The organism is Streptomyces sp. NBC_01431 (assembly GCF_036231355.1).
Taxonomy (GTDB): Bacteria; Actinomycetota; Actinomycetes; order Streptomycetales; family Streptomycetaceae; genus Streptomyces.
In genome coordinates this window covers 602,507-623,429 of the sequence record NZ_CP109496.1, presented here as the reverse complement: position 1 = coordinate 623,429, position 20,923 = coordinate 602,507, and the positions used below count along the sequence as shown (strand labels likewise).

At 69.5% G+C, this 20,923-nt stretch carries 21 protein-coding genes; 14 read left to right on the top strand and 7 right to left on the bottom strand.

What is annotated here, in order from left to right; all coding sequences use genetic code 11:
• Positions 1-283 precede the first annotated feature (283 nt).
• Complete coding sequence (locus tag OG522_RS03110) at positions 284-1,555, top strand: phosphatase PAP2 family protein (RefSeq protein ID WP_329467461.1); 1,272 nt, start codon at positions 284-286, stop codon at positions 1,553-1,555.
• A gap of 103 nt (positions 1,556-1,658) precedes the next feature.
• Here the strand turns inward: OG522_RS03110 and OG522_RS03105 are convergent, their stop codons facing one another.
• Together OG522_RS03105 and OG522_RS03100 are read right to left on the bottom strand one after the other, a co-directional pair.
• On the bottom strand, positions 1,659-3,035 hold the full coding sequence (locus OG522_RS03105) for a S41 family peptidase (protein ID WP_329461358.1): 1,377 nt from the start codon (positions 3,033-3,035) through the stop codon (positions 1,659-1,661).
• Positions 3,036-3,242: 207 nt separating this feature from the next.
• Complete coding sequence (locus OG522_RS03100; protein ID WP_329461357.1) at positions 3,243-3,560, bottom strand: hypothetical protein; 318 nt, start codon at positions 3,558-3,560, stop codon at positions 3,243-3,245.
• 400 nt (positions 3,561-3,960) lie between these two features.
• Between OG522_RS03100 and OG522_RS03095 the strand changes: the two genes are divergently transcribed.
• From OG522_RS03095 to OG522_RS03080, 4 genes are all read left to right on the top strand, one after another.
• A complete protein-coding gene (locus OG522_RS03095) occupies positions 3,961-4,353 on the top strand; it encodes a hypothetical protein (RefSeq protein ID WP_329461356.1) in 393 nt (130 codons plus the stop codon).
• Positions 4,350-5,144 (top strand): DUF4388 domain-containing protein, encoded by a 795-nt coding sequence (locus OG522_RS03090; protein WP_329461355.1) that lies wholly within the window; start codon positions 4,350-4,352, stop codon positions 5,142-5,144. Before OG522_RS03095 ends, OG522_RS03090 begins: the two co-directional genes overlap by 4 nt.
• On the top strand, positions 5,141-5,575 hold the full coding sequence (locus OG522_RS03085; RefSeq protein WP_329461354.1) for a roadblock/LC7 domain-containing protein: 435 nt from the start codon (positions 5,141-5,143) through the stop codon (positions 5,573-5,575). The genes OG522_RS03090 and OG522_RS03085 overlap by 4 nt, the downstream gene beginning before the upstream one ends.
• 74 nt (positions 5,576-5,649) lie before the next feature.
• The gene (locus tag OG522_RS03080; RefSeq protein WP_329461353.1) at positions 5,650-6,024 is read left to right on the top strand and encodes a hypothetical protein; all 375 of its coding nucleotides are present in this window, start codon (positions 5,650-5,652) and stop codon (positions 6,022-6,024) included.
• Positions 6,025-6,103: 79 nt separating this feature from the next.
• On the opposite strand, the gene OG522_RS03075 is transcribed toward OG522_RS03080, so the two are convergent.
• Positions 6,104-6,646, bottom strand: a complete 543-nt coding sequence (locus OG522_RS03075; protein WP_329461352.1) for a GNAT family N-acetyltransferase — start codon at positions 6,644-6,646, stop codon at positions 6,104-6,106.
• Positions 6,647-6,864: 218 nt separating this feature from the next.
• Between OG522_RS03075 and OG522_RS03070 the strand changes: the two genes are divergently transcribed.
• The 3 genes from OG522_RS03070 (at position 6,865) to OG522_RS03060 (ending at position 9,370) form a co-directional block, all read left to right on the top strand.
• Complete coding sequence (locus OG522_RS03070) at positions 6,865-7,719, top strand: alpha/beta fold hydrolase (protein WP_329461351.1); 855 nt, start codon at positions 6,865-6,867, stop codon at positions 7,717-7,719.
• 601 nt (positions 7,720-8,320) lie between these two features.
• Positions 8,321-8,506 (top strand): hypothetical protein, encoded by a 186-nt coding sequence (locus OG522_RS03065; RefSeq protein ID WP_329461350.1) that lies wholly within the window; start codon positions 8,321-8,323, stop codon positions 8,504-8,506.
• 9 nt (positions 8,507-8,515) lie between these two features.
• Positions 8,516-9,370 (top strand): helix-turn-helix domain-containing protein, encoded by an 855-nt coding sequence (locus tag OG522_RS03060; RefSeq protein ID WP_329461349.1) that lies wholly within the window; start codon positions 8,516-8,518, stop codon positions 9,368-9,370.
• 58 nt (positions 9,371-9,428) lie between these two features.
• On the opposite strand, the gene OG522_RS03055 is transcribed toward OG522_RS03060, so the two are convergent.
• The gene (locus tag OG522_RS03055) at positions 9,429-10,148 is read right to left on the bottom strand and encodes a GntR family transcriptional regulator (RefSeq protein ID WP_329461348.1); all 720 of its coding nucleotides are present in this window, start codon (positions 10,146-10,148) and stop codon (positions 9,429-9,431) included.
• Between the two features lie 123 nt (positions 10,149-10,271).
• Between OG522_RS03055 and OG522_RS03050 the strand changes: the two genes are divergently transcribed.
• From OG522_RS03050 to OG522_RS03030, 5 genes are all read left to right on the top strand, one after another.
• On the top strand, positions 10,272-11,717 hold the full coding sequence (locus OG522_RS03050) for an MmgE/PrpD family protein (RefSeq protein WP_329461347.1): 1,446 nt from the start codon (positions 10,272-10,274) through the stop codon (positions 11,715-11,717).
• 26 nt (positions 11,718-11,743) lie between these two features.
• Positions 11,744-12,664 carry an isocitrate lyase/PEP mutase family protein gene (locus OG522_RS03045; RefSeq protein ID WP_329461346.1) on the top strand — a complete coding sequence of 307 codons (921 nt, stop codon included), beginning with the start codon at positions 11,744-11,746 and terminating at the stop codon, positions 12,662-12,664.
• Positions 12,655-13,908, top strand: a complete 1,254-nt coding sequence (locus OG522_RS03040; RefSeq protein WP_329461345.1) for a 3-isopropylmalate dehydratase large subunit — start codon at positions 12,655-12,657, stop codon at positions 13,906-13,908. Before OG522_RS03045 ends, OG522_RS03040 begins: the two co-directional genes overlap by 10 nt.
• Complete coding sequence (locus tag OG522_RS03035; RefSeq protein WP_329461344.1) at positions 13,908-14,426, top strand: LeuD/DmdB family oxidoreductase small subunit; 519 nt, start codon at positions 13,908-13,910, stop codon at positions 14,424-14,426. Before OG522_RS03040 ends, OG522_RS03035 begins: the two co-directional genes overlap by 1 nt.
• An 81-nt stretch (positions 14,427-14,507) precedes the next feature.
• On the top strand, positions 14,508-15,263 hold the full coding sequence (locus OG522_RS03030; RefSeq protein WP_329461343.1) for an MBL fold metallo-hydrolase: 756 nt from the start codon (positions 14,508-14,510) through the stop codon (positions 15,261-15,263).
• Between the two features lie 905 nt (positions 15,264-16,168).
• Here the strand turns inward: OG522_RS03030 and OG522_RS03025 are convergent.
• The 3 genes from OG522_RS03025 to OG522_RS03015 all read right to left on the bottom strand — a co-directional run bounded on the left by OG522_RS03025 (position 16,169) and on the right by OG522_RS03015 (position 20,330).
• Positions 16,169-17,491, bottom strand: a complete 1,323-nt coding sequence (locus OG522_RS03025; protein WP_329461342.1) for an LmeA family phospholipid-binding protein — start codon at positions 17,489-17,491, stop codon at positions 16,169-16,171.
• Between the two features lie 306 nt (positions 17,492-17,797).
• On the bottom strand, positions 17,798-18,529 hold the full coding sequence (locus OG522_RS03020; RefSeq protein WP_329461341.1) for a hypothetical protein: 732 nt from the start codon (positions 18,527-18,529) through the stop codon (positions 17,798-17,800).
• A 256-nt stretch (positions 18,530-18,785) separates the two neighbouring features.
• A complete protein-coding gene (locus OG522_RS03015; protein ID WP_329461340.1) occupies positions 18,786-20,330 on the bottom strand; it encodes an AMP-binding protein in 1,545 nt (514 codons plus the stop codon).
• Between the two features lie 208 nt (positions 20,331-20,538).
• On the opposite strand from OG522_RS03015, the gene OG522_RS03010 reads away from it, so the two are divergent.
• Entirely contained in the window at positions 20,539-20,868 is a 330-nt protein-coding gene (locus OG522_RS03010) for a hypothetical protein (RefSeq protein WP_329461339.1), read from the top strand.
• Positions 20,869-20,923: the final 55 nt, after the last annotated feature.

Sequence of the window (20,923 nt, the reverse complement as noted above, 5' to 3'; positions counted from 1 at the left end):
GTCTCTCACCGCTCCCCGAATCATGCGGCCAGGTCACAGCCCTATGCGTTCGTCCACCCATACCCGGCGAAAATCACCCGCACCCCGCCGAGTAACATGATCGAACTCATGATGGCCGTCCTGGCCGTCGCCCTTCACTAGAAACCACGCCATCTAGCACGAAGGGTGAGTTACATGACCAATAACTCACAAATCGGCCAATTAATTGATATCTAATGAATCGCGAATATCTTCGCGAATGAACTTCAGAAATGTACTCACCGCGTGGCGCCAGCCACGGGCGATGCTGTGGACCGCGGTGAGTGTGGTAGCCCTCGGATTCCTCATCGCGCTGGAGATAGCCGCACGACATTACGGCCTTCCGGGACCGATCACCAACCAGGCGAAGGAGGTGATACTCCCGCCCAAATCGGGGCCGCTGCTGTACGCCGGTATGGCACTGATGATGGTGGTGCTCACCTGGCGGCAACGGCTCATCGCGGTGGGTGCCGCGATCGCCATCGACATTGTCTTCTTCCTGGTGCGCTGGGCGCTCGACGCCAAAATGATGTTCGGCAACGGCGCGTTGTGGGTGCTGCTGGGCGCTGTGGTCATCGCCATCACGCGCCGCACCGGCCGGGAGCGCGTCCTGCTGCTGAAGGGCGTCGGGCTGGGCCTGCTGCTCGTGGCCGGCCGCAAGACCGGCGACACCTGGCTGCTCATCACCTCGAAGACCCGCCCCGCGGTGCTCGACCAGTACGTGGCGACCGCCGACCACGCGCTGGGTAACCCGTCGTGGCTGGCCGGCCGGATCGTCAAGGCCACCGGCCCGATCGGTGCCCACGTCCTCGACTACGTGTACATCCAGCTCGCGGTGGCCGCGGTCATCGTCGCGGTGTACCAGCTGCGCAACGTGGCGGCCGAGCGACGCTTCCCAGGGCATCACCTGGTCCGCACGTTCCTGGTCATCGGACTGCTCGGACCGGCCATTTACATGATCTTCCCGGTGGTCGGGCCGATCTTCGCCTACGGCGGCGACGGCGGCCACTGGGCGGTGGCCAACCTGTGGCCCAACACGCCGCCGACGATCAGTGCCCCGCACCACATGCCGTTCGACGAGTTCACCCCGCGCAACTGCATGCCCAGCCTGCACACGGCGTGGGCCACCACGATCTTCATTCATTCCCGCAAGGGCCCACGGGCTCTGCGCGTCGCCGGAACTTTCTGGCTGATCGCCACGCTCGGTGCCACGCTGGGATTCGGCTACCACTACGGCACGGACATCATTACCGGCGTGATCTTCGCGTTCACGATCGAGGCCGCACTGCGCTCGCTCGACCGTGGCTGGGACCGGCAAGGAATCCAGCTGGTCGCCTACGGTGCCACGGTCTTCGCCGCGCTCCTGCTGGCGTACCGCTATCTGCCGCTGGAGATGGCCAACCACCCGTGGGTGTTCGGACCGCTTCTCATTCTGGCGATGGCCTCAGTGGTCCACGGCTACCTGCGGACCACCAGAATGTGGGAACCGGAGACCGCACCAGTGGCGAAACCGGAACCGCAACCCGCGCTGGCTTGAGCCATGTTGATCGAGATCGTCGGCCGAGTTGCTTCCCGGATGGGGCCGGGAAGCAACTCGTGCGAGAGGCCGGGCGGCCGAGTTCCCATGGGGAGCGGGGGAATTACTTCGCGTGGTGCCGCATTTCCGCGAGAGCTCGTGCGAACGCCGAGTCGTCGCTGCCCTCGGCGATCTCCTCAAGGAAATTACCGGTGCGGATGTCAGGGGGAATTCCCGCGCCGTCGAAGGTCTTGCCGCCGGACGGGGTGAGGTACTCCTCGTTGGGCAGGCCGAAGGTCCAGCCGTTCGGCAGGACGCGCTCCAGAACGTCCGAGAAGACGCCCTGCGTGTTCTGCCCGATCCGAACGGTCCTCGCCGGGCGCCCCATCAGGGCTTGGGTGAGGGTCTCGCCGGCACTGTAGGTCTCACCGCCGGTGAGTACCGCGACCGGGCCGGTGTACCGGAACCGGTCGGGCGAGGGCCGCACGCGTACGGCCTGGGGGCGGGTGTGGCGACCAGGATCGGCCGGGTCGTTGCGTGCCCGCTTCGCGTACGCCACGTACGGGCGGTCGGTCAGGCGTTCGGCGACCTGGAGCGCCAGCGCGTCGGAGCCGCCCCCGTTGACCCGCAGATCCAGCACCAGACCCCGCAGCCCTGGCGTGATCACCTGGCTCAGCGTCTGATCCAGGACTGCGCTGTTGCGTGCGTAGGCCGGGCTGGTGGCGTCGTATCCGCCGAAGCCGGAGATCCGCAGGTAGCCGGTCCTGTCCGGTAGGTCGGCGTAGCCGATGCGACCGTTCGCGAAGGTCCGCAGCCTCATACCGGCGAGATCGTGCTGCTCCACGAAGCGCTGGGCCGACAGGTCGAGACCGGGACCGGGGGTCGTGGTGCCGGGGCGGCTCTGCCCGAAGCGCCCGGTGTCACCGGCGTCGACCGTCACGTGCGCGTCGTACAGCGGCAGCACCAACTCCCTTAGCAGGGCGAAGAGTTCGGCGTCCGGCATCCCGTCATGGACCCGTGGACGGTACCGGTCCCTGACCGCCTGCCAGTCGATCTTCTTGGCTGCGAAGAAGGGGTAGTTCTCCTCGAAGGTCTGCCAGAAGACGTCGAAGGTCGCCAGCGCGCCCGTCGGTGCGGTCCTGGCGCATCCGGCCGGCAGCGCCGGAAGGCGTCGCAGCCCGCGGTCGCCGACCGAGCCGTCGAAGTGCAAGGTCGCGCTCGCCCCGCCCGCCGCGGGCCGCACTCGGTAGACGGTCGCGTCACCGCCGGCGTAACTGACCGCACCGCCAACCTGGCCCGTGCGCCGTGCGGTGTCGCCCCGCAGACAGCTGACAGCGGTCGTCTGGTATTCCTGCAGTTGCCCGTCCGCGATGGACAGCACGGTGCCGTAACCGTCCACGCGCCATACCCCGTCCACACCGTCGGCCGCGCGCGGCGCGGCGGCGACGGGGCCGACAGCCAGCTCCGTGCCTGCTACCAGGGCGAGGAGAGCAACGGCCACCGCACCCCTGCTCCGTACTCGCCCCTTGAGCACCCCGGTTTCTTCGACCGGTACGTTCCTGCCGCGCACGTCGCCCCTTCCAGCCCGTCCTGTCAGCTCCGGGATTCATGTTCTTCCGTACGATCCCGCGCCGGAATCCGGCTGACTGGCCCACCAAGGCGGGGGTAAACCCCACCCCGACGTCGTCGGCAAGAGTTCGGCCCCCCGTTAGCGGAGGCTGACCAGCGCCGTTTCCCACTGGGCGGTGCTCGTGCCCGTGAGGCTGCAATCGTCGTGGCGGGCGGCGCGGCGGAAGGCGACGGTCAGCCGGTACGAGGAGAGCTTGAGCTCGGGCAGCCGCTGCCAGCCGGAGGCCAGCTGGGGCGCGGGGCCGCTGTTGCTTCCCACCGCGGCGAACATGAGGTCTCCCGGCGCGCAGCCGTTGCTGATGCCCACGGCGAGTGGGCGGCTGCCGTGGTCATAGGGGGCGAAGCCCGCGGCCTCGCCTCGGGCCGCCGTGATGTTGCGGAACTCTTCGACGCTCACGTGGTATTTACAGTGCCGCTGCCCGGCCCGACGGTGTGGCCAGGCTTCCGGTCGGCCGGTTCACCACCCAGGCGCTCAGCTCTCCGAGGTGACGATCAAGTCGGCGTGCGCTTCCCCCTCGCCGGTACCGCGACGGCGCTGTCCGACTACCTCGCGGCGCTGTCCGCACTGGCGTGAAGGATGCGGCGGGATTCGAGTGAGCCCGTCCCCTTTGCGCAGCAAGCAAGTTGACGGTCCATCAGGTATATGGCGGACCCTAACGAAGCTCGGCATGTTCCGCTGGAAAATGCCAGAACTCCTTCGCAGGCCGCGCACGATCCGTAATGTCCTGGTCACCGCACCACGGCGAGCGGTGCGGTTTCGCTGGTGACATTCCTGCGCCATGCCTGGGGAGAGACGCGTGCCCGGAATCGACGAGTGCCTGCTGGAAGCGATCGCGGTGCCCGGCGCGCTGGGCGCCGCCGTCGTCGACTGGACCAGCGGGCTCGCGCTCGGCACGATCGGCGACGCTCCGGGCGGAGACCACGAGGCGACCGCGGCCGAGACGGCCGAACTGGCCCGAACGGCCGCCGAGCACCCCGACTTCGGTCAAGAACCGGACGGCAACGCGACGGGCCTCGCCGTCGAGGACCTCATCATCACGACCCGCCGCGGTTTCCACGTGCTGCGGTTCATCGAGACGGCCTTCGACAGCAGCGTCTTCCTGCACCTCTGGCTCAGCCGTGAGGAAGGCAACCTCGCCCTCGCACGGATCAGGCTGCGCGACCTGGCCGAGCGACTGGTGCTGGCGTGAACGCTTCAGCGCAACCCGCGGCCAGAGCAGCCGCCTCACCTCTCCTGGACCGCCTCGTCAGGGAGCGCGCCACCGGAGCCCTGCTGCGGGACCGGGGAACTCTCTACCTCGCCGACGGGCACGTCGTGCACGCCGAGAGCCCGGCCGCACCCGGCATCGAGTCGGTGCTCACCACCGCCGGGCGGCTGCGTCCCGAGGACTGGTACCACGCCGTGGACCAGGCGGGCCCGCGCGGCCGGGTCGGCCGCTTCCTGGTCGAGAGCGGGAGAATACGCGAGGGCGAGCTGGAGCTCTGCCATCTCGGCGCCCTGCACGACGCCGCGTTCTTCGTGCTCGCCCCCAGCAAGGGCCCCACCCGCTTCCGGTACGGCGCGGCCCACTGGATCGGCCCCATCCACCCCGTACCCGCCGACGCCGTCGAGCGGGAAGCGGCCCGGCGCCGCGAACTCCTCGACCGGCTGTGGCCCTACCCCGACGTCGACACCGCGCCGGTGGTACGCCGCCACCACGGCCCGGACGGCCCCATTCCGCTGCGCCGCCGGGCCGTCCTCGACCTGGCCGACGGAGTGCGGACCGCACCGGAGATCGCGCGTGCGCTCGGCCGCCCTGCCTTCCACACCCTGACCGATATCCGCAGGCTCGCGGCATGCGGGGCGATCGAGACACCCCGTACGCCCACCGCGGCCGACACCGCCCCGGACTGGTTCGCCCGGATCACCGCCGAGACCACCACCGACCCCGATGTCGCGTTGCTCCGGCGTCTGCGCGACGCGCTGGAGGGTGCGCCGTGATACGCGCCCGGCGACAACGAGCCGAGAGGAGACAGCTGGTGGCGACGGAAGCCGACCTGCTCGACGAACTGCGCGGCCTCAGGGCCCGACTGCCGCATCTCACCGGCGCCCTCGCGGCCAGTACCGACGGCTTGGTCCTGGCGCGGGACACCGCTCCCGAGACCGCCGAGTCCCTCGCGGCGCTCACCGCGGCTGCCCTGGGGGTTGCCCGGCAGCTCACCGAGACCACCGGGCAGGGCGCCTTCCAGGAACTGCTCGTTCGCGGCGAGCACGGCTACGTCGCCACCTACGCGGCCGGCGCCTCCGCCGTCCTCACGCTCCTGGCCCTGCCGCGCACCAACGTGGGCCGCCTGCACCTGGAAGCACGGCGGGCCGGTGTCCGCATCGGCGCCCTCGTCGACAGCGCGCTCAACCGCTCGGAGACCCCATGACCAGTACCGGTTCCCCGACCAACCGGTCCCGGAGCACAACGAACAACACCGGAACGAAAGGAAGTACCCATCCCATGGCGAACACCGAGACTGCACTGAAAGAAGCCATGACGTCGATCGACGGCACCATCGGCGTGGCACTCGTCGACTACAGCAGCGGTATGGCCCTCGGCACGCTGGGCGGCGGCAAGCACCTCGACCTCGCGGTGGCCGCCGCCGGCAACACCGACGTCGTACGCGCGAAGGTGCGCACCATGGAACTGCTCGGCCTGAAGGACGAGATCGACGACATCCTGATCTCGCTCGGCGAGCAGTACCACCTGATCCGTCTGCTCAAGGGGCGTGGAAACACCGGCCTGTTCCTGTACCTCGCCCTCGACAAGAGCCGGGCCAACCTTGCGATGGCACGCCACCAGCTCAAGAAGATCGAGACCGAACTGGAGGTCTGAGCCACCTCGACCCCCGGCGGGCGGCACGGCCCCAAGGCGCAAGGTGCCGCCCGCCCGTCATCCGGGCAGTGCCCCGGCCTCAGCGGTGGCCGGCTGACCGGGGCGGGGATGTGACGGTTGTCTGCGAACGACGGACCAACACCCCGGTCGTGCTGCCGTCATCCTCTTCGATGTCCCGGACGTGCTCGAACCCGATTCTGCTCAGCAGGGTCAGCGAAGCCTTGTTCGGTGCGGCTACGGTGGCGTGAACCTCAGTCAGTCCGAGGGCGTCGAAGCCATGGGCGATGACCGCTTCCGCCAGCTCGGTCCCGAGGCCGGAGCCCCACGCCGTCGGCGCCAGTGCGTAGATGATCTCGTGGCCTGCGACGACGTCGCTCGGTTTGATTTCGGCGTGCCCGACCAGGTGTCCGTCACGACGAATGGCCCAGACGTCGAACAGGTCCTGGGCGTAGACCTTCGTGAAGATCCGCCCGAACAAGGCCCGGACTGCCGCTTCGGAAGCAGGGCCGTCCCCCATCCACCGCGACACCCTGGTGTCCTGGAACAGAGCGACGAAGCCCTCTTCGTCCTCGGGGATGTACGGCTCCAGGAGCAGCCGCTCGGTGCGCAGAGTCGGGGTCACGCGTCGCGACGCTACCCACGCGACATCGAAGCCGACAAACCACTTTCGCCCAACCGCCCGAGAGCCCGATCCCCTGGTGGCTCGTTCCGAGCGCGCCGGTGGCCCTTCACCCGAACTGCACGCCGTGCCCAAGTCGCAGCGCGAGCACGCCACTTCGCCCTCGCCGGCGGTTGTAATCAGCTGCTCGAAAGACCGGTTGCCCCGTACAGTGAAGCTCAATGACACTTCTACATGTTCATGACTACGGGGGCGATGGCCCTCAGCTGGTTCTCCTGCACGGTTACACACGGTCGCTCGCCGACTGGGACGCCTCGGCCAGTCTGCTCACCGCCGGGCACCACGTCCTCGCAATCGACCTCCCCGGGCACGGCCGTTCTCCCCGTGTCTCCCCCTGGACCATCCCCACAGCGGTGCGGCACATCGCGGACACGCTCGACGCGCATGGCGTGGGAGAGGCCGTTGTCGTGGGCCATTCCCTCGGCGGGCTGGTCGCGGTCGAGTACGCCCGGTTGAACCCCGAGCGTGCGCGCGGCGCCGTGAACCTCGACGGCTTCTGGTGGGGTCGCGGATACACCGGCGCTGAACGAATCAGCGCGGGGCTGCTGGCGTCGGCCGGGGCCATCGCCCCGCCCGAGTACATCGAGGAGCACGTGGTCAACGCCGCCCGGTTCGGGATTCCCGCCGACCGTGCGGAGGCCGCCATTCGCGCGGCCGTACGCCCGTTGCCCGACGGCAAGTGGCAGCTGTTTCCGGGGCGGACGGAGGCGCTGGAGATCCTCGACGAACTCCACCGGCTCGGCGAGCCCGGTGTCGCCGGGTGGCTGGACGGGGTCGACTGCCCGCTCCTGTTGGTACAGGCCGGCCGACGACTGCCTTCCGCGCCCGGCATGGAGTGGTTCGGCGAGTTCAACGCCCGGTTCGCACAAGGTGTCTCCGACGAGCTGGCCGCGCTCTCCCGTGCCCGGAGCACCATCAGTGTCGAGCGGATCGACGCCACCCACATCATGAACCTGGAGGCTCCGGAAACGGTGGCGACGCTGGTCACCGGGTTCGTTCGAGGACTGCCCGACTGAAGCCGCGGGTACGACAAGAGCCGGTCCGCGCGACGCGGTACCGGCTCTTTCGGCACGCTCACGCGCCAACGTGGCGTGCGCTGTTCCCTGTTCGGCCATGGTTGGAGCCAGTAGCGGTCAGGGGGACGTCGTGGGTGCGACGCGTTCTGGATAGTGGCAGGGGCCCGCGGTGGCAGCAAGCGAAAATGGGACAGAATGAGATGACCACCACCGGTCGCGATCACTAAGGCCACCGAAGGCTCGGACGCTCCCGGGACGTTGCAGCGTAGAGCCACGCCCCAAGTTGACCGATTGCGCGTCTTACCGAGACCGATTGTTCTCGACCTCTCGTCCAGTGTTTTCCACCCCGGGACTGGTCGGAATCAACTGGCCTTCGAGGGCCGCCGAGACTGGCACCATGCTCCCCATCGAGCAGGAACCGGCGGCGCCAACCGCCCCTGCGCGAACGTGAGTTGGAGCCAACGAGCGGTGTCCGGCGGCCTGAAGCCGTCGGGCACCCATCTGGGGAGGTCGACCCGTGTTTCCGCGCCGTCCGGTGACTCCGTGCCTCGTGCACGGTGCCCGCTCCGTCCGCCGTCTTGGCGGGCCCGAAGCCGCTGTTGTGATCGTTGTCGTCGTTCTCTCGGGAATCCTGATCCAGACCGGGATGCGGGAGCCGGCCGCCCTGAGACTGCTGGCCGAGACGACCCTGTTGGGTGGTGTGGCGGTCCGGATGGCGGCCGCGGGCCCGGCAGGGGTGCTGCGCCTGGCGGGCAGGGTGCTGTGCCACCTTGGTTCGCAGGGGTGAGGGCGCGTCGTGGGACGGCCGGAGAGACCCATTCCCTCGGCCACGAGCGCGGTTGGCCGCCTGGCCGCGTACCTGCGCGGTGAACGCGCCCGCAGGGGCCTGACGTACTCGCAGCTCAGTGAGCGGACGCACCTCAGCCGCTCCACGTTGCAGCGCGCGGCCAGCGGGGCCACCCTGCCCGCGCTGGAGGTGGTACTGGCCTACGACCGGGCGTGCGGTGGCGGAAAGGGGCAGGTGCGCGACTTGTGGCAGGCGGCGTACAAGGAGCAGCGCAAGCAGCTGTTGGGCCCGAGCCCGACCGGGCCGCTGCTCCACCTGGTGTCGAACCTACGTGACTTGAGCAGTGCGTTGATCGAGCTCCACTACCAGAACGGCGCGCCCCCGGTGCGGGTGATGGAGCGACGGGCGGAGGAGAACGTGTCGCGGCACGGCCCGCTGTCGCGCTCGGCGGCTCACCGGATCCTGCGTCGGCAGTCCGTACCCCGCACTCAGCGGCAGTTGCACGCCTTTCTCACCGCGTGCCAGGTGACGGAACAGGAGCGTCCCAAGTGGGTCCGTGCGTGGGTGAGTGCCCAGAGGAGTCATCGGGACGAATCCTGGCAGGGCGGGCCCTACTACGTGGATCGCGACTCCCAGGCAGCCGTTTCGCTGGGCGGCCGCGGCAGCGCCCAGTGGGCAGTGGCGAGTTTCCGTGCCGTGGGAATGGAACCGTTGGAGCCGTACCACGGTTTCACCGCGCCTTGGTCCTTCCGCTGCACCTATTGCGACTCGGTGGGGCGAGCCCGTCTCTCGGACGTCGGACGGCAGACGGGAAGCTGCCAGGTGTGCTGGCGGACGAGGAAGGGGACGACCGCCGACGGCTGAGGCGGGCATCGAGCACAGCCGCTGCCTTGCGGTCCGGAAGGCAGCGGCTGGAGGCGGCCTACAGGTCGAGCGATCCGGTTGCCACACCTACGTGGTCCTGGGATGAATCAAGCAGGCGGTGGAAGTCCGAGCGGCCCTGGGTGCGGTGCTCGGCCAGCAGGCGCAGCGCCAGAGCTGGTTCGCCGTTCTCGAAAGCGGTGACGATGCCATCGTGTTCGCCGAGGATCGCCTCGATCCGCGCGAGGTCGCGGGAGGCGGCACCGCGGCGGTAGGACAAGGCGCGGTGCGGCTCCAGGGCTTCCCACAGCTGTCGGACGAAGCGCAGCATCCATTCGTTGTCACAGCGGTCGAGCAGCGCGAAGTGGAAACCCCGGTTGCCGGAGATCACGCCCGGCACATCGAGTGCGGCGACGGCGGCGCGCTGGGCCTCCAGGGCGCCGCGCATCGCGGCGATGTCCTCGGGCCGCAGCCGGGCCGCCGCGTTCGCCTCGGCCTCGCCCTCCAGGATCTCCCGGATCCGGAAGATGCCGTCAACGCTGTGCGGGCTGAGCTCGGTGACGGTGTATCCGCGCTGCGGGACGTAGGTGACGATCCCCTCCCCGGCCAGAGTCTTGAGCGCCTCGCGGACCGGGATGACGCTCAGGCCCAGTTCTTCGGCGGCCGCGCTCTGGCGGATCGGCGCGCCGGGAGCCAGGTCGCCGCGGACGATCGCGTCGCGCAGTTCGGCCAGGGCCACGGCCTCGGCGGTACGGGGGAGAGAGGTTCGCTTCAGTGCCACCCGACCATGCTATCCGCCGCTCCGGTAAAACTAGATGTTATAAATTGTAATGCGAGCCGCCCGCGGGGGACAGGGGCACGCTCGTGCGCCCGATCCGGGCCCACAACATTGGAGGTGAGCGCGGTGTTCGCACCGACGCCGACGTCTGCCCGACAGCCCACCGACCCAGCCGGCCCCACGGGGCGACTGGCCACCTGGCTGGCCACCACCTCGCTGGAACAGATACCCGCGTCCGTACGGGAGCGGGCCGCGCATCTCGTACTCGACGGTCTGGGCTGCGCCTTGATCGGCGCTCAGCTGCCGTGGTCACGCACAGCCGTCGAAGCGGTCCTGAGCCTGGAGGGCGCCGGGGACGTCCCGGTGATCGGCTGGGGGCGCACCACCAGTGGCCCGGCGGCCGCGGTGCTCAACGGCACGTTCATCCAGGGCTTCGAGCTCGATGACTACTACCCGGCCGCGCCGTTGCACAGCGCCTCCCTGGTGCTGCCCGCACTGCTGTCCACCACGTCGCAGCTGCCGTCGGCCAGCGGGGCGGAGTTCCTGCGTGGCGCGGTTCTGGGCATCGAGACCGGAACGCGGGTGGGCCTGGCGCTGCATGGCCCGCAGATGCTCTCGCGCGGCTGGCACTCCGGTTCGGTTTTCGGCACGCACGCGGCCGCCGCCGCGTCCGGCGCGATGCGCGGCCTGGACGCCGCCGCCTTCGAGGACGCGCTCGGCCTGGCCGCCACGCAATCCGCCGGTCTGATGGCCGCGCAGTACGAGGCCATGTCCAAGCGGATGCACCACGGCCTGGCCTCCCGCAACGGCTTCTACGCCGCCGGGCTCGCCCAAGCCGGCTACACCGGCATCAAGAAGGTCTTCGAGCGCCCCTACGGCGGCTTCCTGTCCACGTTCGGTGAGGGCCACCACCCCGATGCCGGCCAACTCACCAAGGATCTTGGTGAGTTGTGGAACACCGAGCAGATCACGGTGAAGATCCACGCGGCCATGGGCGGGCTCCACCCCGCCATCGACGCGGCCATCGCCCTGACCGGCGGACGCGCGCCGAGTGCCGACGACATCGAGTCCATCCGCATCGAGGTTCCCGACGCGATCCACCACCACGGCTGGTGGAGCCCGGAGCGCCCCCTGACCACCATCGGCGCCCAGATGAACATCGCTTACGCCACCGCCGTAGCCCTCCTGGACGGCCACGTGCGGCCCGAACAGTTCACGCCCGCCCGGCTTGACGCCGACGACGTGTGGCAACTGATCGGCCGCACCGAGGTGGAGCAGGTCGACGAGCCGCAGGACCCGACCTGGACCCGGCGCGGCTACAACACCCGCCTCACCGTCACCCTGCGCGGCGGCGAAGTCCTTACCCAGGCCCTCAACCAACCGCACGGCGGACCGGACGACCCGCTCACCAACGCCGAGATCCGCGCGAAGTACCGGGCGCTGACCTCGGGAGTCATCGCCGCCGAACGGGCCGCCGAGATCGAACGCATCGCCCTGGACCTCGAAGGCCAGACCGATCTCCGCCGCCTGGTGGATCTGCTCGCCGCCCCCGCCCACGGCGCCCTCGACTGACCTACGACGACCCGCGAGGAATTCTCATGTCACCATCTCCACAAGGCAGTTACCTCCCCACCTCGCCGATCACCGCCGGTCGCCGACTGCGCTCCCTGCTCGCCGAGGGGAGTCTGATCACCGCCCCGGGCGTGTTCGACGGACTCTCCGCCCACCTCGTGGCCCGTACCGGTTTCCGCGCCGCCTACCTGAGCGGCGCGGGCGTGTCCGTCGCCGGATTCGGCCTGCCCGACATCGGGCTGCTCACCCAGAGCGAGATGACCGAGCGGGCCCGCATCGTGGTCACCGCGCTCGACGGCATCCCGCTGATCGCCGACGCCGACACCGGCTACGGCGCTCCCATCAACGTCGCCCGCACCGTGCGCGAGTACGAGCGAGCCGGAGTCGCCGCCCTCCACCTGGAGGACCAGGCGTTCCCGAAGAAGTGCGGACACCTGCCCGACAAGGAACTCCTCACCCCCGAGGAGTTCACCGACAAGCTCGATGCCGCCCTCCAGGCCCGCACCGACCCCGATCTCGTCATCATCGCCCGTACCGACGCCCGGGGGCCGCTGGGCATCGACGAGGCGATCGACCGCGCAGGACGCTACGCGGCCGCGGGCGCCGACGTCATCTTCATCGAAGCCCCGCAGAGCACCGAGGAGATCGACAAGATCGCCGCCGAGGTCGATGCCCCCCTGCTGATCAACCTGGTCCAGGGTGGTCTCACCCCCGACACCGCCCCCGACCGGCTCGCGAACCTCGGCTTCCGCATCGCCATCCATCCCGGCGCGCTGCTCACCCCGTACGTACTCCACGGGCTGCAAGCGCTGAAGCGCCTCGGCGGCTCCATTCCCGAGGCCGCGCCCGGCCCGCAGGGCCTGTTCGAACTCGTCGGCCTGCGCGAGTGGTCCGCGATCGGCGAGCGCTACCGCCACCACGCGAAGGACGGTGCCCGATGGGTATGACGATGATGGAGAAGATCCTCGCCCGCAAAGCCGGCGTGGATCGCGTCGGAGCCGGAGACACAGTGGTCTGCGACGTCGACATGACAGTGATGATCGACCTGCAGTTCGCCACCAACTGGATCCAGCCCCTGAAGATCAACGACCCGGCGAGGGTCGCTGTCATCATGGACCACGCCGTGCCCGCCCCCAACGTGCACGACGCCATCGGCGGCACCCACGCCCGCGCCTTCGCCCGCGACTTCGCCATAGAGAAGTTCTACGACGTGGGCCGCCACGGCATCTGCCACCAGGTCATCGCAGAGAACGGCCTTGCCCGGCCCGGCGAAATCCTCGCCTGCACCGACTCCCACACCTGCGCGGGCGGCGCCTTCAACACAGCGGCCCGCGGTCTCGGCCCGGCGGAGGTGTACGCCATTTTGTGTACCGGCAAGACCTGGTTCCAGGCCGCACCCACCATCCGCTACGAATTCACCGGCACCAAGCCGAACGCCGTCTCGGGCAAGGACATCTTCCTGTACCTCGCCGGCACCTATGGCGATGCCACCAACCACAACCTCGAATACGGCGGACCAGGCCTCGCCTCGATCCCCATGAACGACCGGCGCACCATCGCCACCCAGGGTGCCGAGATCTCCGCCGACTTCTCCACCTTTCCCATCGACCACCTCGCCCGCGACTTCCTCGCAGCCCGCGGCACCGCCCCGGGCTCCTATACGGCGGCCGACCCCGACCCGGACGCGACCTACGCCGCCGTACGCACCGTCGACCTCAGCTCCCTCGAACCGTACGTGGCCCGTCCCGGCACGGTCAGCCACAACTCCCTGCCCGTCTCGGCGATCGAGAAGCGCCCGGTGAACCAGTGCTTCATCGGATCCTGCGCCAACGGACAACTCGAAGACCTCAAGACCGCCGCCGACATCGTGCGCGGCCGCACTGTCGCACCAGGGGTACGGCTCCTGATCACTCCGGCATCCCAGGAGGTCTACCGGGACGCCATGCGCGCCGGCTACCTCCAGGACCTCGCCGATGCCGGCGCGGTGGTCACCAACTCGACCTGCGGCGCCTGCTTCGGCTACCACATGGGCCTGCTCGCCCCCGGCGAGGTCTGCCTGACCTCCTCCACCCGCAACTTCCCCGGGCGCATGGGCAGCCCCGACGCGGAGATCTACATGGCCTCCCCGGCCACCGTCGCCGCCTCCGCGCTCACCGGCCACGTCACCGACCCACGAGGGGAACTCACCTGATGGACACCCTCATCACCGGCCGCGTCTGGGTGGTCGGCGACTCCGTCACCACCGACGCCATGTACCCCGCCTTCGCCATGAAAATGCCCGTGCCCGAAGCCGCGAAGCACATCTTCTACGAGCTGCGCCCAGGCTGGACCGACCAGGTCACGGCAGGTGACATCGTCGTGGCCGGCCGCAACTTCGGTCTCGGCTCGTCCCGGCCCGTCGCCGCGCTGTTCCGCGAACTGGGCATCGCCGCGCTGATCGCGGAAGAGTTCAACTCGCTGTTCCTGCGCAACTGCATCAACCACGGGCTGCCCGCCCTCACCGCCCCCGGAGCCACCAAGGCGTTCACCGACGGCGATACGGCACGTCTCGACTTCGCCGAAGGCTGGGCCGAGAACACCGCGACCGGAACCCGCCTGAACGGGGGAGCGCTGCCGCCCCTGGTCCTGGACATCCTCGCCGCCGGCGGCATCCTGCCCAGACTCGCCCGCGAAGGCTACGTACCCACCCCGACGGCACACGGTCGCTGATCCGGCCCGGGGACGGCGCCCGTACCGTCCCCGGCACCTCCCGCGATCGACACCGAACTCTTCTCAACTCAAAGGATTCTGATGCACAGTCAGCTCAGCTCCGGCGTCACCCGGATCGCCACCAGCAAGCGCGACAACGCCTTCCTCGTCGAAGGCGACGACGGCCTCACCCTCGTCGACGTCGGCTGGGCCACGTCTCCCGGCCTGCTTCTCCACACAGTGGCCGACCTGGGCCGCAAGCCCACCGACATCCGGCGCGTCATCCTCACCCACGCCCACCCCGACCATGTACAAGGCGCCGCGGAACTCCGCCGCCACACCGGCGCACGCATCCTCATCCACGACGCCGACCGCGCATGGCTCGAAGCCGGACGCGTCCCGGCCCACGGCCGCTCCGGCGCCGTCGGCCGTTTCATCGACCACCTGCCCAAACTCCACTGGACCCCCACCATCGCCGACGGCACGGTCAGCGACGGAGAGGTAGTGGAGGGCAGCGGTGGCCTGCACGTCATCCATACGCCCGGCCACTCGCCCGGCCACATCGTGCTGCTGCACGAACCGAGCCGGACAGTCCTCATGGGGGACGCGGCCTTCAACCGCGGCAAACTCGCCATCGGCCCCGCCGCGCTCGCCGCCGATCCCGACCTACGCCCCGGCAGCCTGGCCCGCATCCCTCAGGACCTCAAGGCGGTCGGCTTCGCCCACGGTGCCCCCATGACCGGAGGCGACGTGGACACCTTCCAGCGGTTCCTTCAGCTCACCGCGCCGCCACAGCAACACGCTGACCGCGATGAACCAGATGAAGCCGAGGAAGCGACCGATGGGGATGAACACTGAGCCGCCTTGGGCGACCAGGGAACTCATCGACAGCATGCCGGCCGCGCCGATCACCATGCCGCTGTACGCGACCCACGCGGGCATGGCACGACTGGTGCGTCCCGTCGTCGCGACCAGGAGGACGGCCGCGCCGAGGGTGGCGATGGCCGGGCCCGCACCGGTGATGAAGGACAGGTCAGAGACGGCCCGGTAGGTGGACAGCTCCGCCTTGGAGCCGATCTGGGCCAGTACCCAACTGGTGCTCGCGGAGAGCATGAGCAGCGCTCCGGCGACAGTGGCCAGCGCGCGGACCACACCCGCTCGGGCCTCGCTCCCGTACCTCCGAACGAACCCGGTCAGCCAGGGGACGAAGGCCAGCAGCGAGAGGGCGGACAGCCCCTGGAGAAGACCCAGAACGCGGAACAGGTTCTCCAGGGTGGCAGGGTCCTCCAGCCGATACGCCTGCACAGCGGCGTCGCTGGAGTACGGCGTTACTACGGAGGACGAGCCCAGTACGCCGGCGACGACAAGACTGGCCACGAAGAACAGGACGTACAGCAGGCCGCTCAGAGCGCCGGGGTTCCGGCGCTGCGCTGTGCTACCGGTGAGCGTGGCGGTGGTCATGGAGGCGGCCCCTTCTGAGGTGAGTGATGACGCCGGAGCGGGAAGCCCGACCCCGGTGCCCCAAACCTCACAGAGCGGCTCGTGCCGCGCGTCCCATACAGGAAGGCCCTGGGCGTACTCCCGCGGGCGTACGGTGACCTGCCCCGGGTCTCGCGGCGGCCAACTCCCGTGATTTCAGGCCAGGTTGAGGCGGGGTCGTGACCCGGGCGAGGCCGCCGCAGGGCAGGGGGTGGCTCTCCAGCCATGAGTAGTGCTCGCCGACGCCCCCGCGCTGTCGGTCCCACCACCCGCCTGACCGGGCCCTAGTGGCCCTTGCCCACCGCGAGTTCCGTCCCGGAGACGGTCGCCACGACGCCGTTCTTCTCCACGCGTACCCCGCGAAGTCGCAGGTCCTGTGCTTCCTTGGGCAGCGTGAACGAGAAGGACAGGCGGTCGGACAGCTCCGGGGGGCGCATGGCCAGCAGGCCGGTGATCAGCTTCGGATCGATGCCGATCTTCGACAACAACCAGGGGTGGTCCGCCACGACGTCCACGAGGTTCACGCGCATGAGCTGCTCGACGAATCGGGGGGTGCCCACGAGCTGGTGGAGCTTCTCGTCGCTGCGCAGCGCCAACTCGACGTCCTTGTCCGGCACTCCGAGCCGCTTCACCACGGCCGGTACCGAGAGCAGCGCCTTCATCCGTGCCGAGTCCCGGCTGATGAGTTCGGCGGTCTCGCGGTGCAGCGTCAGGCCCCTGTCCCTGCCCGGCCGGTAGGTGGCGATACCTGGCATGTCGAGGCTCATCCCGTCGATGTCCGTGGACAGGCCGCGACTACCGTCGAGCCGCAACTGGGCCTCCGCGCTGACGCGCAGTTCCTGACCCGCGATGGTCAGCTTGCCGTCCGCGCCGACCGTGTTGTCGCTTCGGCGGCTGAACTTGATCTGGGAGGCGGCGAGTTCACGGTTCATGTCGTCGAAGGAGAGCGTGATCTCGCCGTCCAGATTGCCGATGACCGCGCTTCGTATGTCGCTCGGCAGGTTGCCCGTCAACTTGATGTCGTGCGCGCTGGCCTGCACTTTCGCCAGCGACACGCGGTCCGCGGGCACGTGCGGCACGGTGACGTCCACGCGCTGAAGGCGCTTGTCCAGGATCTGGGTGAGGAAGGGGAAGCCGTGGATGTCCACCTGCGGCGCGGCCGCCAGGTGGAGGTCGTCCTGGAGCGCCTGCTGCGCCTTCTTCTCCGCGTACATCACCGCGCACCGGTCCGCGAGGATGAGAAACCCCGCGCCCACGACCAGGGTGAACAGCAGCTTGGCGAGGAGGGGCAGGGCGGCGAACGGGCTCCTGCGGCGTCGGCGTCCGGCCCGGCGACCGCGTGCCACCCGCCGGCGGTCGGGCGGGGCCGAGAAGAAGTCGTCGTCGAGCTCGGCGTCCGCGGGGCCGATGTGGGGGTCGGCGGGACCCAGGCCGGGGGAGACCGGTGGCCCCGGCGGTACTGCGCCCGGTATCTCCTGAGGTACGGAGCCGGGGCCGGTCCAGGGGGCGTCGTCGGCCGGGTAGGGGTCGGGCTCGGGGTCGGCCAGGGCCGCCAGTTCGTCGTACGGGTTGCGGTAAGGGGGCTGCATGCGTGTGGGGGTTCGCATCGCCTCATCCCACCACACATGATCCACTCGTACGCAACCGCTGCCGGCGGTACGTCCGGAAATGGCCGGACGTCGGCGCCCGTTGCGCGCCCGGAGAGCGCGCAAGCGTGGCGAACAACACGTGAGGCGGCGGACCGGCCGTGGGTGTGCTGCGCTGCTTGCGTGCCGCTCGCCACCGTGACCCAGGCGCGGCGACACCGCGACGGGAGGGCGCGCCGCCGTGCCGCGATTCCTCGGCGGGGGCTGTCGGTTTCGTGCGCCGTTCGGCGGGTCAGGGGCCCGAACCACTGGCCTGCGACCGGGCGGTCAACTGCTGTTGATGTCTGCTGAGCGCATGCTGGTGACCGCGTCGCGGATGGTGTCGCGGTAGAGGCCGAGTTTCGGGTGCTTGGTGACGGTGGCTCCTTCGTCCATGGGGAAGCTGTGGATTTCGGCGTTCGGGAACCGCTGGTCCACGAGGACGCTGATCTCGTCAATGCCGCCGTTGCCGCCCTTCGCTCCATCCGGGTCCGTGTCGAGGACCGCGTAGACGGTGTGTCCCGCGTACACGGGGGCGGCCGGGGCGCCGCCGAGGCCGCTGGGGACCAGGGGGTGGGTGCTCTTGGACCGGTCGGCGGCGTTCTTGGGGCTGAGGGCGACGAGCGGGTAGAACGAGGAAATGCCGCAGGCCGCTTGGCCCCGGTTGGTCACGGCGATGACGTACTGGTCCGGGTCGGAGTCCAACTCCTTCGCCGTGACGGTGAGTTGACTTGCGGCGCACAGGTGCTTGTAGGCGTAGGCGTCATTGGAGGCGTTCCTGCCGCCGCCCGCCGGTGTGCCCGTGGACGAGCCGGGCTTGGCCCCGGCCGAGGGGCCGCCCTTGGCGCCCCCGTTCTGCCCGACCGAGGCCGTGCCGGTCGCACTCGGCGCACCCGAGCTCGTACCGGACGGCGTGGCGGATGCGCCGTCCGAGCCGCTGCCGCCGCCACAGGCGGTCAGGGCCAGCGACGCCGCGGCGGCGACGAGAGTGAGCGGAACCACGTGCCGATGGACAACCATGTTTGACTCCCGTTTCCCTGTCTCGAAATGCCGAGCAGGCTTCGCTGTCTCGCGGTGCTCAGCGGGTTCGCGTGTTTCGCTGCGTTGGCCGGCGGTGACGGCCCGGCCCCGAGGTCAGTGGGACGTACAAGCACCACCGCACATCTGTGTACACGGGGTGCGGCGGGTTGGGGTTGCTCCCGTCGGCGTCACAGTCGCCGTGGCTGTTCGGTGACGTGAACCGGACACTCCGGAACCCGGTCGCCGCCTCGCGGGGTCAGGCCGCGCCGAATGCCCGCTCGGCACGCTGCCGCAGCCGCTTCTTGTCCGGCTTGCCGACGCCGGTCAGCGGCAGCGCGTCGACGAACGTGATGTCGGCGGGCTCGTACATCGCGCCGCGCTCCTCGCGCACCAGGTCGCGCAGCTGCTGCCCGTCGATCCCGCTGCCGGGCACGGGGACCACGGCCGCGTGCACCTGCTCCATGTTGTCGGCGTCACGGACCCCGAAGACGGCGCTTTGCAGGACCTGCGGATGGGAGTTGAGCAGGTCCTCCAGCTCGGTGGTGTACACGTGGCCGCCGACCACGACGATCATGTCCTTGAGCCGGTCGACGACGGTCAAGTAGCCATCGCCGTCGAGGAATCCGATGTCACCGGTGTGCAGCCAGCCGTCCCGCAGCACCTCGGCGGTCAGCTCGGGCTGCTTCCAGTATTCCTTCATGAGCATGGCGGAACGTACGCAGATCTCGCCGTGTTCACCCGTCGGCAGGTCGCGGCCGGACCCGTCACGGATCGCCACCTCCACCTGGGGCAGCACCTTGCCCGCGGAACGCAGCCGGTCCGGGCGCCGCAGGTCGTGATCCGCGGCGGTGAGCAGGCTGATGCCGCCCGCCTCGTTCTGACCGTAGAACTGGACAAGTACCGGGCCGAAGCGGCGTACGGCATCGGCTATGCGGGCCGGCGAGGACTGGCAGCCCCCATACGCGATGCTGCGCAGCGTGGAGGTGTCGCGCACGTCCGAGTCGGGGTGATCCATCAGCTGGTACAGCAGCGGCGGCAACAGGAAGAGGTGGCTGATGCGCTCGCGCTCAATGGCATCGAAAACGGCGGCGGGGTCGAAGTCCTCCAGCAGGACGACGCAGCCGCCGGCGCGGAGCACACCGTCGGCGATCATTCCGGCGGCGTGTGCGAGGGTGGTGCACACCAGCAGGCGGGGCGCCTGCTCCTCGGATTCCGTCGTCGCTCCGCGGAACGCCTGCACCTGCTCGTGAGTGGTGCAGATGCCCTTGGGGTGACCGGTGGTGCCGCCCGTGTGGCGGATGGTGCACATGTCCTCCGGCCGCGCCCGGCTCGGCAGCGGCTCGGCGGGCTGCCCGGCCGCCAGCTCCAGCAGGTCCGTGCCCACCTTCGCGGGGCCGAGCACGAGGACATCGGGAACCGGGGCCAACTCGGTTACCTCGACAGCACGTTCCAGGTATCGGGGATCGACGATCAGCGCGCGCGTCTCGACATCGCGGACGATGGCGGCCTGTGACTCGGCCGAGAGCTTGTTGTAAAGGTGGTTGACCCGGCAGCCGATCAGATGGGCCGCATAGCGCACGGCGATCGTCTCCGGCAGGTTGCCGCACAGCAGGGTGACGGTCTGCCCCCGGTCGATGCCCTGAGCGCACAGCGCCCGCGCCACCCGGTGGACGAGATCCCGGAACTCGCCTGCGGTGACCCGCCGTTCCTGGTGTACGAGGATTTCGCGCCCCGGGTCGCCCTCCAGCGCGTCGAGCACTTCCACTACGTACGTGCGAAAAGCCTGGTTGTCTGATGCCATGTCAGATTCCTCCTGGGGGTGGCGCGTTGGTCACGCACTCCGGTGGTGTAGCTCTGCATATGGTTGCTAAAGGCAACCAAAACCAGCGTAGCGCCTTCTGATCAACATCTCCAAGCCGGGGGGATCCAGCAGGTGGCCCGCGGCGTCCACGTACCCTTCCAGTGCACGCTTTTCAGGCGCCGAACGGGCGGATGCTGGGGGATCAACGATGAGAGAGCCGGGGGTACTGGACGCGCTCGCGGCGGTGCTCGCCGAGGCGCCGCCCGTCAGCTGCGGCTGGACCGAGTCGCTCTGGGATCTCTTCGAAGCGTATGAGAACCACCGCTCAGGCCGCGGGCCCGCGCCACAGCTCACCGCCGAGCGGGCCGATCGCTTCGCGGCTCAGTGGCGCCGCCAGGAGCGCTCCGCCGAGGCGCACCGACTGCTGGGGCAACTGTGCGTACAGGCCGGGCGGGCGGGGCTCGCGGCTCCGGCCGAGCGGTCGATCCGATGGGACGCCCCTGGACGCGGACGGCGAACGCCGCCCCGACTGACTTGAAGTCCGGCTGGTTGTAAGGGAGTTGATGCCCAGAGCGGACCGGGTCACCCGGGAG

Bases quoted from the DNA above. Each gene is read 5' to 3' on its own strand.
- OG522_RS03110 (WP_329467461.1), top strand. From the start codon at position 284: ATGCTGTGGACCGCGGTGAGTGTGGTAGCCCTCGGATTCCTCATCGCG.
- OG522_RS03080 (WP_329461353.1), top strand. From the start codon at position 5,650: ATGGCGAACACCGAGACTGCACTGAAAGAAGCCATGACGTCGATCGAC.
- OG522_RS03070 (WP_329461351.1), top strand. From the start codon at position 6,865: ATGACACTTCTACATGTTCATGACTACGGGGGCGATGGCCCTCAGCTG.
- OG522_RS03045 (WP_329461346.1), top strand. From the start codon at position 11,744: ATGTCACCATCTCCACAAGGCAGTTACCTCCCCACCTCGCCGATCACC.
- OG522_RS03040 (WP_329461345.1), top strand. From the start codon at position 12,655: ATGGGTATGACGATGATGGAGAAGATCCTCGCCCGCAAAGCCGGCGTG.
- OG522_RS03035 (WP_329461344.1), top strand. From the start codon at position 13,908: ATGGACACCCTCATCACCGGCCGCGTCTGGGTGGTCGGCGACTCCGTC.
- OG522_RS03030 (WP_329461343.1), top strand. From the start codon at position 14,508: ATGCACAGTCAGCTCAGCTCCGGCGTCACCCGGATCGCCACCAGCAAG.
- OG522_RS03025 (WP_329461342.1), bottom strand. From the start codon at position 17,491: ATGCGAACCCCCACACGCATGCAGCCCCCTTACCGCAACCCGTACGAC.
- OG522_RS03020 (WP_329461341.1), bottom strand. From the start codon at position 18,529: ATGGTTGTCCATCGGCACGTGGTTCCGCTCACTCTCGTCGCCGCCGCG.
- OG522_RS03015 (WP_329461340.1), bottom strand. From the start codon at position 20,330: ATGGCATCAGACAACCAGGCTTTTCGCACGTACGTAGTGGAAGTGCTC.
- OG522_RS03010 (WP_329461339.1), top strand. From the start codon at position 20,539: ATGAGAGAGCCGGGGGTACTGGACGCGCTCGCGGCGGTGCTCGCCGAG.